Source organism: Paenibacillus graminis (assembly GCF_000758705.1).
Lineage (GTDB): Bacteria > Bacillota > Bacilli > Paenibacillales > Paenibacillaceae > Paenibacillus_AQ > Paenibacillus_AQ graminis.
Map to the genome: position 1 here is coordinate 357,473 of NZ_CP009287.1, position 16,273 is coordinate 373,745.

Consider the following 16,273-nt stretch of genomic DNA (forward strand, 5'->3'; position numbering starts at 1 on the left):
TTCAGACAATCTGGCGGCGGTCTTCAGAATGTCCGAGGAATAGTGAAGGCTTAATGCGCCAGCTTAGGGCCGGTCAGCCTACCCACTCCCTACGCAGCGTGAACAGGTCCTTCAGGGCATCGGTGGACAGCTCGGTAATCCAGCTCTCCGAGCTGGAGATCACATCATCGCTGAGCTGCTGCTTGCTCTCCAGCATTTCGTCGATTTTTTCCTCCAGCGTTCCCAGGGAGATGAACTTGTGCACTTGCACATCCTTGGTCTGGCCCATCCGGTACGCGCGGTCCGTGGCCTGATTCTCAACCGCCGGATTCCACCAGCGGTCGAAATGGAAGACATGATTGGCTGCGGTCAGGTTCAGGCCGACCCCTCCCGCCTTCAGCGAGAGGATGAACACATTGGGCTGATCAGACTGCGGCTGGTGGCCAGCCGGCGGGGCTTCGCCTTGTGGCGGCGCAGGTGTCTGGAATTGCTCTATCATGCGGTCGCGGGCGCTTTTGGGTGTGCTGCCGTTCAGATACAGCACGGGTTCCTGCAGCTCCTGGGACAGCACAGCCTGCAGCATCTTGCCCATGCCGACATACTGGGTGAAGATCAGGCAGCGCTCATTCTCCTCGCGCAGCTCACGCACCATAGCGAGCAGCCGCTCCAGCTTCGCTGACCGCTCAATCAAGACAGCGGTATCGAACCGGCCCTCCGTTTCTGTCCCGGGCAAGGCATCCTTGCTCAGCAGCAGCGGGTGATCACAGAGCTGCTTAAGACTGGTCAGTGCAGCCAGAATGGCCCCTTTGCGTTCAATTCCCTCCAGCTTTTGCATCCGTTCCAGCAGTCCGTTGACGTTCTGGTCATATAGGGCAGCCTGTTCAGCCGTGAGGTGAACATAGGTTTTCATCTCGTTTTTGTCCGGAAGATCGAGCTGGATTGCCGGGTCTTTTTTCTTGCGGCGCAGCATGAACGGCTTAACCATCTTCTGCAGATCCGCCGTCCGCTTCGCATCCCGTTCCTTCTCTATAGCATTTGCGAACCGGTCCTGGAAGGATTTAGCGCTGCCGAGGTACCCCGGGGTGATGAAATCATAGATCGACCACAGCTCCGAGAGCCTGTTCTCGATGGGCGTTCCTGTCAGCGCGATCCGGTGGAGTGCCGGGAAGCTGCGTACAGCCGAGGACTGCTTGGTCCCGGCGTTTTTGATGTTCTGTGCTTCATCCAGGCAGATCGCTGCCCAGGTGAATTGCTTCAATAACTCTTGATCGAGCGCAGCCGTGGCGTACGAGGTCAGGACCACATCCGCCTGAGAAGCTGCGCCGTAGAAGTAGCCGGCATCCAGCCGCTTACTTCCATAGTGCAGCATCACCTTCAGGGAAGGGGCAAACCGCTGCAGCTCCTTCTGCCAGTTGCCGAGCACGGAGGTCGGGCAGATGATCAGGGAAGGCCAGCCGGGCGGGTCCGTCTGCCGTATCCTGCCGGCAGCGGGGTCAGCTTCGGCTGCCTCCTCCAGCTCCTTCAGATGGAGCAGATAGGCAATGAGCTGCACAGTTTTGCCCAGGCCCATGTCATCGGCCAGCACGGCCCCCAGGCCGAAACGGCGCAGGAAGGCCAGCCAGGCAAAGCCCTCCTGCTGGTAGCTTCTCAGCTCAGCATGCAGCCCCGCAGGCACAGCGGGCTGCGGCCACCGGTCACGCTGCCCGAGCTGGCCGATCAGCTTGACCAGATGCGCGTTCAGCTCCACCTCCAGCCGGAAGCGCGCCGCGTCCTCTTCAGCCTGCTCCGCCGCAGCTTCAGCGGATTCATCTTCGCTGCTGCCGAGCAGATGCAGCTGCAGCACATCCTGGAAGGACAAGCCCTGCGACTTGTCCATTCCGGCCATGGCCCGCTGGATCTGGGCCAGGAGAGCAGGGTCCAGGGGAATCCACTGGCCCCTGAACTTCACAAGCCGTTCGCCGCGCGCGACCAGCTCAGCGAACTCCGCCTCGGAGAGGTCGGCGTCGCCGATGGAGATGCGCCAGTCGAAGTCGACCAGCGCATCCAGCCCGAACAGCGACCGGCCTCCGCGGCTGCCCTCGCCGGAGCTGATCTTGGCGCGCAGGCGCGGCTTTTTGCGGCTGGCGGCTTCCCACCATGCCGGCAGCAGCACCTGCCAGCCGGCCTCCAGCAGGCGCCGGCTGTCGACCGTGAGGAACCGCCATGCGACCTCGTCGCTAAGCGGCTCCCCAAGCACATCGCGCCCGCGGCCGATGTGCTCGCCGGGCAGGCTCTCCCGCAGGCGCGACAGCCACCCGGCCGCCCGCTCGCGGACGTGCTCCGCCCACGGTGCGGGCCAGCGCCCATGCGGCTCTCCGTCGTCCGAGAGCCGCAGCGGCACAAGCGCGGATTCGTCGCGCTTGTCCTGCAGCAGCAGCTGAAGTCGCCAGAAGGACGAGTCCCCGTCCGGCTCCAGCAGCTGCAGCACGGGACGGAACGGCGCGGAGTCCGCCTTCCAGCCGATGGACATCAGCCAGCTGTCCGCGTCCATCCCCGCGGCCGCCAGCCCGCTGCGGCTGAACAGCAGCGGAAATTCACTCCGCAGGTCGCCCGCTTCAGCTTCCGTGCTGTAATACCGCTGAAAGACCGCCGCCGAGAAGGCGGCCTGCAGCCCTTCCTCAAATCCGCTGCGTTCCCGTAGTCCGCGCAAGCCGGCTTCGGCTTCCGGGTTACCTCCCGCCGCGCCTGCAAGGGCCTTGCCGTCCCAGGCCCAGCGCAGCTGGCCTTCGCGGAAAGCGGAGAAGCTGGGAACATACTGTTTCTCATCCAACAGTGCGGCCAGAACCGGGGCCAGCGCAGTCAAGATTCCCGCATTGCCTTCCCAGCTCCATCCGATATGCCGGAGCACCTTCAGATCCGCGAAGAATGGGATTACCTGTTCGGCAGGAAGAATGACCAGTTCCACGCCGTCGGCGTTCTGGGTAGTTAATTCCGTACCATAGAAGGATTCCTCATGCCAGGCGAATAGCTGCTGCTTCAGCAGCAGGCCGGAGACATAGTCATCCCGTTCATTGATGCCGTAGATCAGGGCATCGCCATATTGGCTCAAGGCCAGCTGGACGGTAATATTTCGTGTATACATGCTCATGGGATCAGCTTTCCTTTCCTCAGCTCCTCCTGCAGTGCGCGAAGCCGGCTGTGCCGGCCCGTGAAGGCATCCAGGAATTCTGCCCACCGCTCCTCGCGCTTCATCTTTTTGTACAGCTTGGCAAGACGCTTCAATAGTTTCACCGCAGCTTTATAGCTGTGGCGGTTTTTCTCCAGCACGAACCGTTCCGCAGCCTGATGGTAGAACGGCAGCAGCAGCTCCGGCGCATTTTTCTCTACCGGCTGCAGGTCGCTCACCCGGAAATCGGAAGGCTCCTTGCCGGAGGACAGCTGATAGTCCATCCATTCCCGCCACTTGCCGTGGTCCAGCAGCTTGCCTTCATAGATATCGCCTGAGAGCGGAAGCATCGCGGACAGCGTGTCCCACATTCGGGGTTCCGTCTCTGGCAGGCGGCGGACCACTTCTTCCCAGTATCCGGCATATCTGTGCAGATTATATAAGCGGCTGCTCAGCAGAGGTCCTGTCGTTTCAAGCCAGGCTGCAAGACGGGACCAGTGCCCGGCTTCGGCGAGCGGCTCCAGGCAGCCAAGCAGCTCGTCCGGATGCAGGCCCGGCCGTTCAGAGGCGGCAGCCAGCCGTTCCCAGGCGGCTTTGTCGTCGCTCAGGTAGAAGTACATCCGGCTCTCAGCCAGCAGCAGTGCCGAGCGGTTAACAGCAGCGCCCAGCCCGCCAGCCCGTTCACGGAGCGCTTCAAGCTCCTCCAGATAGAGCGCCGGATCGCTGGCGTTCGGGGCAATCCAGCGCTGCCAGAGCTGATCGTAGCAGAAAGAGAAATAAGGCTGCTCCCGCAGACGGTCGCGTGATTCCGTCAGCATCTCAAGCTGTACATGAGCCAGCGTATCCTTAAGCCTCGGCCATGCCTCCGGCTCAGAGGCGAGCGGCAGGCTGCGCTTCATGAGGCTTGTAATCGCTTCTTGAAGCTCAGAGACGGCAATGGCGGTATAATATCCCAGCGAGTAACCAAAAGATGAGAGGGACCCTGCGTTATGCGAGCCGCTAGGTGTAATCAGGCTCTCCAGGATGAACAAATGCGCATTAAGCTGAAACAGCAGCTCAGCGCCAGGGGGGAGGTCGGCCTTTGCCTGCGCAATGGCGCTGAGCGCCCGCTCCGCATAGTGCGGATTGCGCACAGTCTGCGCCAGCGGCGCGGTGAGCAGCGCCATGTAGTTACGCCACTCTTCTACCGTTGCCCCGGGAATCAGCCCGGCGAGCTCTTTCGCCTGTTCCCGGCGGCCGCCGGAAACGCCGGCAGCAGCGGCAGCCTCCAGAGCCTCTGCCTTCTTCCGGTCGATGACGGCCTTGGCATTGGCCAGCATATTCACGGACCGTTCCTGCGACTCGGCAACACTCATCAGCACAGCCGCCATATGCTTGCAGGGTCCCTGAACGGGGCAATCGCAGTGGCTGTCCGTCAAGCTGTCCAGCTCCATACTGACAGCGTAATCCTCTCTGCCCTCGACAACCGCCATCACTCTCCGGGACGAGATCATCCGAAAGGAACGGACACGGTTCTGTTTATAATATTGAAATCCCCGCTTGAGGGTCAGATCCTCAAAATAGTAAGCCACATCTGAGATGAGCTTATCCCACTCGGCATCGTTTATCATTAAATTAGGCTGCATTAGGGTTAATCTCCTGTATAAAGGTCTTTTTGAACCTGGAACGCTTTTTTAGCTCCTACTATTATATCATTTATCAGGTTCTTCACTCTAAACGTTTAAAACCTTAAAGAGTATGATATGCTCCATATTGAAGGATGGACGACACATGCTACTCTATGGTCTGGAACAGAGAGACCTGCGGAAGGATGAAGCAATACCAATGCTGCGCTTTAAGTTAAAATATTTGCTGAACAACAAACAAAACCGGCTGATCCTGATGTTGACCGTCAGTGTGTCGCTGCTGATTATACTGATTGGCCTGTTCTCCTACAGAGAGTACCGGAATGCGCTCGATACGGAGCTGAACACGCCAAATATTGAACTGCTGCAGATCAATCTGGATGTCACCAACAGGGCATTCCGCGAGGCGGACAATAAAGCGGTGGATTTATCCTTTCACCAGGCTGTTCTGAAATACATCAATGCAGACGCTGAAGATGCGGAGATCGCCGCCGAGCCGCAGGATGTACTGAAAACGCTCGCCACAGAGCCGGACATTCATGCCATCAGCGTGATCAAATTCAAAGATCATTCCGTGATTTCGAGCGGCTACGGCTACAAGGCCTCCTGGGAGGAAGCGCCGGAGCATGCCTGGACCCCGTGGATTGAGAAGATGAAGGAGAAGCCGCTGCTGATCAAAAGAAGAGTCTACACCGGCACCGACCCCCAGCTCAGCAATACGGAGCTGCTCTCGTTAGCCCGTCCAATCGTCCGGAACGGGGAGGTTGCGGGAGCGGTATTGATTGATCTGGATTACGACATGCTGTTCTCCAAACTGTACAGCCATTTGTCGAGCTATCAATTTGTGTACAATCTGGAAGGCGAATTGATCTATCCCAAGCTGAACCTCCCGTTTCCCCTTACGGAAATGGATAAGGTGCTGAAGGATATTGATGTAAGCCCTTTTACCCACGTGAAGATTGAAGGCAAGGCTTACATGGCCAACCAGACCTTCTCCAATGTGACCGGCTGGCGGATGCTTTCACTGGTTCCCATGGAGCAGCTGCTCAAAAATGTGACCACCGCGCGCAATATGATGCTTATGCTGTCATTGATTTCCATCGCTGTAGGGTGCTCGGCCATTTACTATTATAATTTCGCGGCCTTCCGGCCTTTGAAACGGATCAACAAGCTGTTGACTCCGGATATAGCGGCAGCCGGTCATGGCAATCTGTATGATCTGGAGCCGGTGATCGGCAAGCTGGTGGGTGATTTCCAGAGCAAATCGCTGGTCGCGGATTGGAGTCTGCCGGAGCTGCGGTCCAAATACGTAAATGATCTGATCAGCCGGAGCATGGGCACGCAGGAAATGCGGACCAAATGGGAGCATTATTTTGCAGATTGGGAGGAAAACCCCCTCGAGCTGCTGATAATATCCATTGACCGCCATGCACAGTGGGCAGCGGCCTTTGTGGAAGAGGATCAGATGCTGCTGAAATATGCGATGAACAATATTGTACTGGAATATTTCGAACCAGCCTGGAGAGCCGTGACCACTGCTCCGCAGAAGGACAGTCTGGCCGTGCTGCTTCAGCCCCGGGAGCTGGAAGAGAAGGAGCTTAAGGAGGAATCGGCCAGACTGGTCGTTCTACTGCAGGAGGTGCTGAAGATCTCTGTGTCCATCGGTGTGGGCAGCACGGCTTCAGGCGTTGCACAAGCGGCCCGTTCCTACGATCAATCCATGCACGCCTTGTCCGGTCGCTTGTATGAGGGGTACGGCCTGGTTCATGCTTACCCGGAAGCGGAGAGCAAATATACCGAAAGTGTCGGTGCTGCGGATGAAGCCTGGAGGCAGGAAGTGCTGCACGCGCTGAAGTCATCGGATGGGGGGACAGCCCTGGAGTGGGTACGCAGAGGTACAAAAGATACACGCAAACTAGGCATACAGCCGCAAAAGGTCTTCCGCTCCATCAATGACCTGCTGGAGGAGATTATGAGTATGGCCACAACCGGAGGGTATCCGCTTCCCGCTGAGCTTGCGGATTACACCAGGCATCAGGTGACAACTATGGATCTGGCTGAAATTGAGGATATGCTGTGCCGCATTGCCGTTCATATGGCGGGTGTGCTGGGAGCGCACCGTCAGTCCAAGGAATATCTGCTTGTGCAGAATCTGATTGCGTATATGGAGAGCCACTTGCAAGAGAATATCGGGCTTCAGGATATCGCAGGGCATATCAATATGGGGGTATCTTCTGTCAGCACGATCTTCAAGGAAGAGACCGGATCAACGGTATATGACTACCTCACCAACCTGAGAATTGATAAAGCCTGCGGGCTTTTGCAGGATAGCGGCCTGAAGATTGCCGACATCGCCCTTCAGGTGGGGTACCAGAATGAGAACAGCTTCATCCGGGCCTTCCGCAAAATCAAATCGACGACACCGGGCAAGTTCCGGGAGAGCAGCAAATATCCCAGCGGATATGCAGATCGGCCAAAACCGCGCCGTTCCGGCGTTTCTGAGGATTCAGAATAAGATAATATGATTGTAGGGCATCCCCGAATGCGATAAAGTTCTACTTGAGAAAACTTTCACAGCTATGCAGCGCAGGAGCTGATGTTTAGAAATTCGGGGGTGGGGCGAAAGAGCAAACGGCAGGATTTGCAGGTTCCGGCCAGCAGCCCGATATCCTTAATAAAGAGAAGAGGGATGCTTTTGAAACGGGGAATGCGAATAGGAGTCTGGACAGCATCGTTACTGGCTGTGGTCAGCCTCTTTCTTATTGGAAGCCGCATAGCGAACGATCGCGGCAACAAGGGGAATAACGCTGATTTCCCCGAGAAGCCGATCACATTAATTGTGCCGTACGCTGCAGGCGGAGGAACGGATGCAACAGCAAGGGCATTAGCCAAAGCAGCAGAGAAGATTCTGGGACAGCCCGTTATCGTTGTCAACCGGACAGGCGGAGGAGGCTCCGTCGGACTGATGGAAGGTGCAGGGGCCAAGGGTGACGGATACACGGTGACTTTTTTGCCGGCCGAATTGACCATTCTTCCGCATCTGGGCTTGCTGCCGATTACCTATGAGAAGTTCAAACCCATCGCTCAGACAAATTTTGACCCTTCCGCCATTACCGTAAGGCAAGGCGCGCCGTGGCAAACCGTAAATGAATTTCTCGACTTTGCGAAAGCGCATCCAGGCGAATTGAAAATGGGAAACGCAGGAACGGGAAGTATTTGGCATTTAGCTGCCATAACGTTGGAACGGGAAACAGGTGTGAGGTTCGCACATATTCCCTTTGAAGGTGCCGGGCCCGCCGTTTCCGCTTTAATGGACGGTTTTGTGGATGCGGTGCCGGTGAGTCCCGCTGAAGTGAAAAAGTATGTGGACGAAGGAAAGCTGCGGACACTGGCGGTTAACGCCGACAAGCGCTCTGATGCGCTGCCGGGCGTTCCCACTCTGGAGGAGCAGACCGGAATACATGTGAATTTCACAGGTACATGGAGGGGACTTGCTGTACCCAAGGATACACCGGACGCGATTGCGGATATACTCGCCGGGGCATTTATCAAGGGAACCGAAGACAAGGCCTTCCGTGAGTATATGAACGTAAATGGACTTGGCCTGCTGGTTAAGGACGGCAAAGCCTTCTCCCGGCAATTGAAAGAAAGCGATGATACATTCGCCCAAATGATTCCGGAGCTGGGACTCAGCCGCAAGTGATGTGAAAGCGCAGTCAAGCAAACTTTTTCTCAGAGACAGCTGCTCGCAGGTTTAACAAACTGTAGCGGACAGCTAGGCTCGTGGGACTGATTTGCTGCGCCCATAACATACAAAATATTCATTAAATGCAAAAAATAAGTGGAGAAGGGTATGATCATTCACATGAAAATTAAACAGACCTTAGATAAGATTCCCGGCGGTATGATGCTGGTTCCATTATTTCTTGGAGCTGTCATCCACACGGCTTTTCCGAATGCGGGCGAGTACTTTGGCGGCTTCACCAAAGGCCTGATGACAGGAACTGTGCCTATTCTGGCCGTCTGGTTCTTCTGTATGGGCGCTGCCATTGATGTCAGGGCAACCGGAACTGTCATCCGTAAATCCGGTACACTCGTATTGACCAAGATTGCCGTAGCCTGGGTAGTCGCCATGATTGCCATTCGGTTTCTGCCTGAGGGCGGTGTGCAAAGCGGATTTTTTGCCGGATTATCTGTTCTGGCGATCATTTCCGCAATGGATATGACCAACGGCGGCCTGTACGCTTCCATTATGCAGCAATATGGAACCAAGGAAGAATCCGGCGCATTTGTACTGATGTCATTGGAATCCGGGCCGCTCGTAACCATGCTGATTCTGGGCAGCACCGGGGCAGCCGTATTCGAACCGCATCTGTTTGTAGGCGCTGTGCTTCCTTTCCTGATCGGCTTCCTGCTGGGTAACCTGGACCATGATCTGCGCGCCTATTTCGGCAAAGCTACACAGACACTTATTCCCTTCTTCGGGTTCGCACTGGGCAGCTCGATCGACCTGGGTGTAATTGTAGATACAGGCCTGCTCGGTATTCTGCTGGGTGTCGTTGTCATTATTATTACAGGTGTCCCGCTGATTTTGGCGGACAAATTCATTGGCAAAGGTAACGGGACTGCCGGACTTGCCGCCTCCAGTACTGCCGGTGCTGCTGTAGCGAACCCGATGCTGGTCGCCAACATGAAACCCGAATTCCTGCCAGCCGCCGAGTCAGCAACCGCGCTTGTGGCTGCATCGGTTATCGTAACCTCCATTCTTGTACCGATCATTACAGCGTACTACTCCGATTATATGAAAAAGAAGAACCCGCCCCTTACTAAGGGCCCTGTAGATATGCAGACTCAGAAAACTGCAATATAATATATTCATATAACAACCTGAATTATACATTAATAAAATAATCATGTGACAGATTCAGCCCCTCCAACCGCTGTCATGGCGGCACTGTCGTAATCTTGCTCTCCTGTTCCAAAGGGCTGCATAAGGTATATTGAATCGTATATACTGGCGGTATGAGGTGATTACCGATGGAACAGGCATTATTCGAGCGGGTCTACGAATCCGTTGTGCGGCGTGAGCCGACCTATGATGGCGTATATTATACGGCGGTGCTGACGACACATATTGTCTGCCGCCCGTCCTGCCGGGCGAGGACGCCGAAGCCGGGCAATGTGGTTTTTTATGAATCCTTGGAGCAGGCGGTAGCCGCCGGATTCAGGCCCTGCAAAAGATGCCGCCCGGAGGAAGGCGGCGTGCTGCGCCCGGACGCAGTGCTGGCGGCCGAGGCAGATCAGCTGATGGAGGCACAGTTCGGGCAGAAGGTGACATTGGAGATGCTTGCCGGATGGCTGAGGGTCAGCCCGTTCCATCTGCAGCGCACCTATAAGCGGGTCACCGGGCGGTCGCCCGCCGGGCGGCTCGATCAGCTGCGCATAGAGAAAGCCTGTGCGCTGCTCACAGATACAGAGCTAGCGGTTGCCGAGGTGGGACAAGCGGTCAGCTTTCGCGGGCCGTCCCATTTTACCGCATGGTTTACGCGGAAGACCGGTCTGCCGCCGACAGAATACCGTGCCCAATTCAAAGGAGGGATTCATCATGAGTGAAATTACGATTTATCGTCATACCCTGAACCTGGGGAGCCGGGATTGGACCCTGTGGGCCAGTGAGAAGGGCGTGGTCCGTTTGTCTTTCGGGCTAGAAGAGCGGCTGCCTGAAGGGAAGTGGCTGAACACCTATGTTCCACGGCACCGTTATCAGGAAGATCAGACGGTGTTCGAGGAGCTGGGAATTACCCGGGAAATGGAGAACTATTTCGCGGGAGCAGCAGTCAGCTTCAGGGATATCCCGCTGGATATCTGGGGAACTCCGTTTCAGCAGGAGGTCTGGAAGGGACTGGCCACTATTGGGCATGGTGAAGTCATTACCTACCGGGAGCTTGCTGAGAGAATTGGCAGACCGCAAGCCATGCGCGCCGTGGGGACAGCCAACGGACAGAATCCGCTGCCGGTCATTCTGCCTTGTCACCGGGTCATTGGCACGAATGGCACATTGACCGGATACCGGGGAGGGCTCAAGCTGAAGCAGGAGCTGCTTGCCCTGGAAGGCATTAATCATGTGGGGGCGGCGGGCCATGAACGATTTGCTTTTTGAGCTGCCGCTGCCGGAATTTTTCGATTTCGGGGTCTGCCTGGAATACCTGAACCGCTCGCCGCTTGAGTGCCTATACCGGATGGATCAGGAGGGAGTGACCCGTTATTTCAATCTGGATAACCAGCCGCTGCTTATCAGGCTGACAGTTCCCGGGGAGAACAGAATGCATGTAACACTGCTGCACGGAGACATTCCCGATCCAGGGGCGGCAGAATGGCTGGCCCGCTATATCCGGGAATGGTTCGATCTGGACCGCGATCTTGCGCCATTCTACCATCTGGCGCAAGCTGATCCGCTGCTGGCACCGCTTGCTGAGCAGCATAGGGGACTTCGGATCGTCGGAATTCCCGATCTGTTCGAGGCGCTATGCTGGGCCATTCTGGGCCAACAGGTGAATCTGGCTTTTGCCTACAGGCTGAAACAGCAGCTGACCGCTGCCTACGGCGGATCGCTGGAATGGGAAGGGGATGTCTATTATGCATTCCCCGGCCCGGAAGTGTTCGCGGATGTGCAGCTGGAGGAGCTGTGCGCCCTGCAATTGTCCCGCAGCAAAGCACGGACGGTGCTGGACGTGGCTGCGCTTATAGCCAGCGGCGGCTTAAGCCGCGAAGCGCTGCTGGCGCTGCCGTCCCCGGACGCCGCCGAGCAGCGTCTGCTGCAGATCCGCGGTATCGGTCCATGGACCTCGCAGTATGTAAGGATGCGATGTCTGGATGACACCACAGCCTTCCCGGTGGGAGATGTGGGGCTGCAGAATGCGGTCAAATTTCTGACCGGCATGGACCGGAAGCCTACCCCGGCAGAGCTGCTGAAGCTGGCAGAGCCCTGGCGCGGCTGGGAGGCTTACGCCACGTTTTATTTGTGGCGGGCGCTTTATTAATTTTAAACAAAATTTAAACAGCCCCTGCCCCGGTATTTAAACTAAGCCCCTTACAATGAAGTAATGAAGAGAGGATATGAGAGCAATCATCTTCATTCATCCATCATTGGGTAAAGGGGCTATTCATTTTATGAAAACGAAGAAAAAGTTCAAGTTATTGAAAATAATCAGGAACATCATGCTGTTTGTAGTCGCAGTCCTGCTTATAGTTATGTCGGGTAACGGCATAATGACAATGTATGAGCATAAGCAATATCCGGCATGGGGCCAGTATGTTGAAGTGAAGGGCAAAAAAATGCATGTGTACACGAAGGGAACAAAGGGCCGCACAATTGTAATGTTACCCGGGCTGGGGACAGCCGCACCTGTGCTGGATTATGAACCTTTGCTTAATGAATTGGCCAAACACAATAAAGTGGTAGTCGTAGAGCCTTTTGGGTATGGCTGGAGTGATCTTACCAATGAAAAGCGGACGGTGGACAACATCGTCGGGGAACTCCGCAGCGCGCTGCAGCAAGCGGGCATCCCGGGCCCATACACGCTTTTGTCCCACTCTGCATCCGGCATCTACAGTGTGTATTATGCCAATAAATATCCCGATGAAATCGAAGCGATTGCCGGAATTGATATCACCCTGCCGCAGGCTGTGGAGTATTTCAAGGAATCTGTACCTGGGATCCCTGCATATATGAGCCTGATTGCACCAAGCGGTGTGGCCAGACTTGTAGCCTATATCAATCCGTCAGATTTCCTGCCAAAAGCGGACAAGGGCACGTATTCTGATGAGAATATAAAACTGACCAAAATGATTACAGCCTGGAAAGCGTACAATAAAGACGTAGTAAATGAAGCGAATGAAATGGAGCGTAACATCAACGCAACGAAAGAAATGACCTTTCCGCCCAATTTGCCTGTGATAATTTTTGCGCCCAAGATAGATAAGGTAACTGAAGACGGCAAGTCCAATATCACCTTCTACGAAGAGCAGCTCAAGAATGTAAGCACCCATCAACTTATCGTATTAAAAGGGCATCATTATCTGCATTGGACACACTATAAGAAAATAGCCGATGATGTGAATGCATTCTTAAGTGCTTCCCCGGCTCGCCCTTTTTGATCTATGAATAATATTGGCATGCGTGATTGCACTTCGTGCAGTAGAATGCTCACTGTTCTGCGCCGAATCGCCTTCTGCTGTATTTTGTGCAGCAGATTTGGAGATTTGGAGCCAAACCCGGTTTTTTCGGGGGATTCTAATGTACAAAGTGCAATAAAGACGACATTCATTCTGAATTCCGGATGAAGAGTCGTCTTTTATTTTTGAAAAAAGCTCTGCGTATTTCTATAAGAATTACGTAAAGCTCAAAAAAATGATTTACGAAATTGAACCTTTTCATTAATACCGGACTTACATTCAGTAGTTAATCTGTTTGATGTGGGAACGATCTCATATGGGAACGGTCTCACAGAGAAAGCGAGGGTAATCCGTGAGAAATATCAAAGAGATTGCGCAGCTGTCTGGTGTATCCAAATCTACAGTTTCCCGGGTAATTTCGGGCAGCGGATATGCAAGCCAGGAGGCAAGAGACAAAGTGCTTAAAGTCATTCAGGAGCTTCAGTACAAACCCAATGCGGTTGCGCGGGCGATGGTTTCGCAGCGGACACACAATATCGGCGTACTGATCTATCGGCGTGAGTATCCTGTTGCGTCGCATCCTTTTTACGGAAAAATACTGGATGCCATCCTTGCGTCGGCTTCCTCCATGAACTATTCGGTATTTGTGACCACCGATCATGAGATGTCGCTGCGCTCCGCTGACTTTATGCTGGAGAAAAGGGTGGATGGGCTGATCCTGATCAGCCGTCTTGAACAGAATGTGATCGACCACATCGGCAAATTTGGCGTTCCGTATATCATGGTGAACGGGTCCACGGATGTTCCCGGGGTCATTCATATCGTCAACCGCGACCAGAGCGGAGGCCTGGAAGCCGCCCGTCATTTGAGCGGACTCGGGCACAAGCGGATATTCATGCTCGCCGGACCGCAGTCCCACCGGAGCCATCATCTCCGGCTGGAGGGCTTCCGCGCCTATATGAACGGGCAAAGGGTAGAGTTTGGCGACTCCGATATTGCTTATCTGCTGTCATCAACCTTTGAGGAGGGCTATCGGATGATGAAAGAGCATTGGGAGCATTTCCGAAGCCGGGCGTACACTGCGATCTTCGGCACCAACGATATGATCGCGCTGGGGGCGATGAAGTTTCTAATGGAGCATTCCATTAGTGTTCCCGGGCAGGTAGCTGTTATGGGCTTCGATGATAATGATGTTGCATCCATTCTGACACCCTCACTGACTACGGTGAGAGTCGATACGGAGAAGATGGGGAGGCTGGCCTGCGTAATGCTGGACAAGCTGATCCGGCATGAGCCGGTAGAGGAAACAGCGGTCGAGCTGGAACCGGAGCTGGTGATCCGCGACTCCACCCAACGATTCTAATAACGGCGTGATGCTGATGCAGAGAGGAGAAACCCCTGTAATGAGATGGTATTTAAAAGCTGTTGGCCCCAAAAAAATCATCGAGTTTTTGTTGCTGGCCGCCTTCGTGATTTTCTTTATGGGGCCTTTGTTAAATCTGGCGCTCCTGGCTTTTACCGGAAATTGGAGCTATCCAGATCCGCTTCCCAGAGAGTGGTCGCTGAAATGGTGGTCCTTTGTGCTGTCAAGGGACGGTATTGCCGAGTCGATTGGACTTTCATTCGGTATTGCTGCCATCGTCACCGCAGTGTCGATCCTGCTGTGCGTTCCTGCAGCTTATGCGTTCGCACGGATCCGGTTTCCGCTCAGCCGTTTCTTCCTGTTCTCGTTCCTGCTGACACACGCTTTTCCCAAAATGGGCCTATATGTTTCGATCGCTGTATTGTTCTACAAAATCGGCCTGATGAACACCCTGCTGGGAGTGGTGCTCATCCATATTATCAACGTGCTGATGTACATGACCTGGATTCCCACCGCTTCCTTCCGGAATGTCCATACGGCACAGGAAGAATCGGCAAGGGATGTGGGAGCAAGCCCGTTCCGCGTATTCCGCAGCATTACTCTTCCGCTGGCGATGCCGGGAATCATTGTCGCTTCAATCTTCACCTTCCTCAGTTCATTGGACGAAGCGCAGGGGACCTATCTTGTAGGGGTGCCTAATTTCAGGACAATGCCCGTGGTCATGTATGGCATTATCACGGATTATCCCGCTTATGCCGGCGCAGTGTTCTCCATTATTTTGACAGCTCCGACCTTGATTCTGCTGCTCGCCGCCCGGAAATTTGTCAGCGCAGATGTCTTGTCGAGCGGCTTCCAAATGAAATAACAGGCGTAATTCCGCAGTCACTTTGACAGGAGGTCATTATGGAGGCTCATTTATCGATACAGAAGCTGACGAAACGGTACAAGACTGGCGACGGTGTCACCGGTATTTCATTGGATGTGAAGAAAGGAGAGATGATCACCCTGCTTGGTCCTTCCGGCTGCGGTAAAACGACGGTGCTTCGCAGCGTCGGCGGTTTCCTGGACCCGGACTCCGGTGACATCATGATCGAGGGGAAAAGCGTTTTAAGCACTCCTCCGGAGAAGCGGCCGACATCCATGGTGTTTCAGGGCTATAATTTATGGCCGCATATGACGGTTTATGAGAATTTGGCCTTTGGGCTCAAAATCAGAAAAATCCGGAAGGCTGAACGCGATAAAGCGATTTCAGAGGTGCTTGAGCTGGTCCGGCTGCCCGGCTCGGAGAAGAAATATCCCGGGCAGCTGTCAGGAGGACAGCAGCAGCGTATTGCGGTGGCGAGATCGCTGCTGCTGAAGCCGGCGGTACTGCTGCTCGACGAGCCGTTCTCCGCCCTGGATGCCAAGCTGCGCCACGAGATGCGTGAGGAGCTTCGGGAAATCCAGGCCGAGCTTGGACTGACGATGGTGTTTGTCACTCATGACCAGGAGGAGGCATTATCTATTTCCGACCGGATCGTAGTCATGAACCATGGACAGATCGAGCAAATTGCAACACCGCAGGAAATTTACGATGAGCCGAAATCCTTATATGTCGCTCAATTTATCGGGAAAATGAATTTTATGAAGGGGGTGATCACTGAAGATGGCATTCAAGTAGGTTCACTTCACTTTCCCAATGCCACAGGCCTTTCAGGCGAAGTAACTGTAGCGGTTCGGCCTGAGGATATTGTATTGGAGAGCTCGGCAGGAAGCGGACTTCATGGAATCATTAAACAAATTATGGTGCTTGGGCATTATGCCGAAGTTTCTGCTGACATCCGGAATTATGGCGTGATCCGTGCCTTCATGGCCCGTGACAAGGTTAAGGAACTGCAGCAGGGTCAAGAGATTTCTGTCCAGTTCTCGAAAATATTGGCGTACCCGCAAGGGTAAGTCCATTTCTAAGACTTTTACAAATTCATAAATCCTGAGGAGGCATTTGTG

The 16,273-nt window shown here is 54.6% G+C and carries 12 protein-coding genes; 10 read left to right on the plus strand and 2 right to left on the minus strand.

What is annotated here, in order from left to right:
• Positions 1-73: 73 nt before the first annotated feature.
• Positions 74-3,106 (minus strand): DEAD/DEAH box helicase, encoded by a 3,033-nt coding sequence (locus tag PGRAT_RS01590; RefSeq protein WP_042265886.1) that lies wholly within the window; start codon positions 3,104-3,106, stop codon positions 74-76.
• A complete protein-coding gene (locus tag PGRAT_RS01595) occupies positions 3,103-4,749 on the minus strand; it encodes an SWIM zinc finger family protein (protein ID WP_042265887.1) in 1,647 nt (548 codons plus the stop codon). Before PGRAT_RS01595 ends, PGRAT_RS01590 begins: the two co-directional genes overlap by 4 nt.
• A 199-nt stretch (positions 4,750-4,948) precedes the next feature.
• Here PGRAT_RS01595 and PGRAT_RS01600 point away from each other — a divergent pair, with 199 nt between their 5' ends.
• The 10 genes from PGRAT_RS01600 to PGRAT_RS01645 all read left to right on the plus strand — a co-directional run bounded on the left by PGRAT_RS01600 (position 4,949) and on the right by PGRAT_RS01645 (position 16,222).
• The gene (locus PGRAT_RS01600) at positions 4,949-7,264 is read left to right on the plus strand and encodes a helix-turn-helix domain-containing protein (RefSeq protein WP_025706370.1); all 2,316 of its coding nucleotides are present in this window, start codon (positions 4,949-4,951) and stop codon (positions 7,262-7,264) included.
• A gap of 174 nt (positions 7,265-7,438) precedes the next feature.
• The gene (locus tag PGRAT_RS01605) at positions 7,439-8,452 is read left to right on the plus strand and encodes a tripartite tricarboxylate transporter substrate binding protein (RefSeq protein WP_025706369.1); all 1,014 of its coding nucleotides are present in this window, start codon (positions 7,439-7,441) and stop codon (positions 8,450-8,452) included.
• A gap of 162 nt (positions 8,453-8,614) precedes the next feature.
• Complete coding sequence (gene kdgT / locus PGRAT_RS01610; protein WP_042267739.1) at positions 8,615-9,619, plus strand: 2-keto-3-deoxygluconate transporter; 1,005 nt, start codon at positions 8,615-8,617, stop codon at positions 9,617-9,619.
• A gap of 167 nt (positions 9,620-9,786) precedes the next feature.
• Entirely contained in the window at positions 9,787-10,362 is a 576-nt protein-coding gene (locus PGRAT_RS01615) for a bifunctional transcriptional activator/DNA repair enzyme AdaA (RefSeq protein ID WP_025703316.1), read from the plus strand.
• Entirely contained in the window at positions 10,355-10,909 is a 555-nt protein-coding gene (locus PGRAT_RS01620; protein WP_025703315.1) for a methylated-DNA--[protein]-cysteine S-methyltransferase, read from the plus strand. Before PGRAT_RS01615 ends, PGRAT_RS01620 begins: the two co-directional genes overlap by 8 nt.
• A complete protein-coding gene (locus PGRAT_RS01625) occupies positions 10,890-11,789 on the plus strand; it encodes a DNA-3-methyladenine glycosylase family protein (protein ID WP_042265888.1) in 900 nt (299 codons plus the stop codon). Before PGRAT_RS01620 ends, PGRAT_RS01625 begins: the two co-directional genes overlap by 20 nt.
• 130 nt (positions 11,790-11,919) lie before the next feature.
• Positions 11,920-12,906, plus strand: coding sequence for an alpha/beta fold hydrolase (locus PGRAT_RS01630; protein WP_025704243.1), 987 nt, complete (start codon positions 11,920-11,922; stop codon positions 12,904-12,906).
• Between the two features lie 370 nt (positions 12,907-13,276).
• Positions 13,277-14,287, plus strand: a complete 1,011-nt coding sequence (locus PGRAT_RS01635; protein WP_025704242.1) for a LacI family DNA-binding transcriptional regulator — start codon at positions 13,277-13,279, stop codon at positions 14,285-14,287.
• A gap of 40 nt (positions 14,288-14,327) precedes the next feature.
• Complete coding sequence (locus PGRAT_RS01640; RefSeq protein ID WP_025704241.1) at positions 14,328-15,152, plus strand: ABC transporter permease; 825 nt, start codon at positions 14,328-14,330, stop codon at positions 15,150-15,152.
• A 38-nt stretch (positions 15,153-15,190) separates the two neighbouring features.
• Positions 15,191-16,222, plus strand: a complete 1,032-nt coding sequence (locus PGRAT_RS01645; RefSeq protein ID WP_025704240.1) for an ABC transporter ATP-binding protein — start codon at positions 15,191-15,193, stop codon at positions 16,220-16,222.
• Positions 16,223-16,273 lie beyond the last annotated feature (51 nt).

What these genes read in the sequence shown, in the direction of transcription:
- PGRAT_RS01590 (WP_042265886.1), bottom strand. Translation starts at nt 3,106, where the DNA reads ATGAGCATGTATACACGAAATATTACCGTCCAGCTGGCCTTGAGCCAA.
- PGRAT_RS01595 (WP_042265887.1), bottom strand. Translation starts at nt 4,749, where the DNA reads ATGCAGCCTAATTTAATGATAAACGATGCCGAGTGGGATAAGCTCATC.
- PGRAT_RS01600 (WP_025706370.1), top strand. Translation starts at nt 4,949, where the DNA reads ATGCTGCGCTTTAAGTTAAAATATTTGCTGAACAACAAACAAAACCGG.
- PGRAT_RS01605 (WP_025706369.1), top strand. Translation starts at nt 7,439, where the DNA reads ATGCTTTTGAAACGGGGAATGCGAATAGGAGTCTGGACAGCATCGTTA.
- kdgT (WP_042267739.1), top strand. Translation starts at nt 8,615, where the DNA reads ATGAAAATTAAACAGACCTTAGATAAGATTCCCGGCGGTATGATGCTG.
- PGRAT_RS01615 (WP_025703316.1), top strand. Translation starts at nt 9,787, where the DNA reads ATGGAACAGGCATTATTCGAGCGGGTCTACGAATCCGTTGTGCGGCGT.
- PGRAT_RS01620 (WP_025703315.1), top strand. Translation starts at nt 10,355, where the DNA reads ATGAGTGAAATTACGATTTATCGTCATACCCTGAACCTGGGGAGCCGG.
- PGRAT_RS01625 (WP_042265888.1), top strand. Translation starts at nt 10,890, where the DNA reads ATGAACGATTTGCTTTTTGAGCTGCCGCTGCCGGAATTTTTCGATTTC.
- PGRAT_RS01630 (WP_025704243.1), top strand. Translation starts at nt 11,920, where the DNA reads ATGAAAACGAAGAAAAAGTTCAAGTTATTGAAAATAATCAGGAACATC.
- PGRAT_RS01640 (WP_025704241.1), top strand. Translation starts at nt 14,328, where the DNA reads ATGAGATGGTATTTAAAAGCTGTTGGCCCCAAAAAAATCATCGAGTTT.
- PGRAT_RS01645 (WP_025704240.1), top strand. Translation starts at nt 15,191, where the DNA reads ATGGAGGCTCATTTATCGATACAGAAGCTGACGAAACGGTACAAGACT.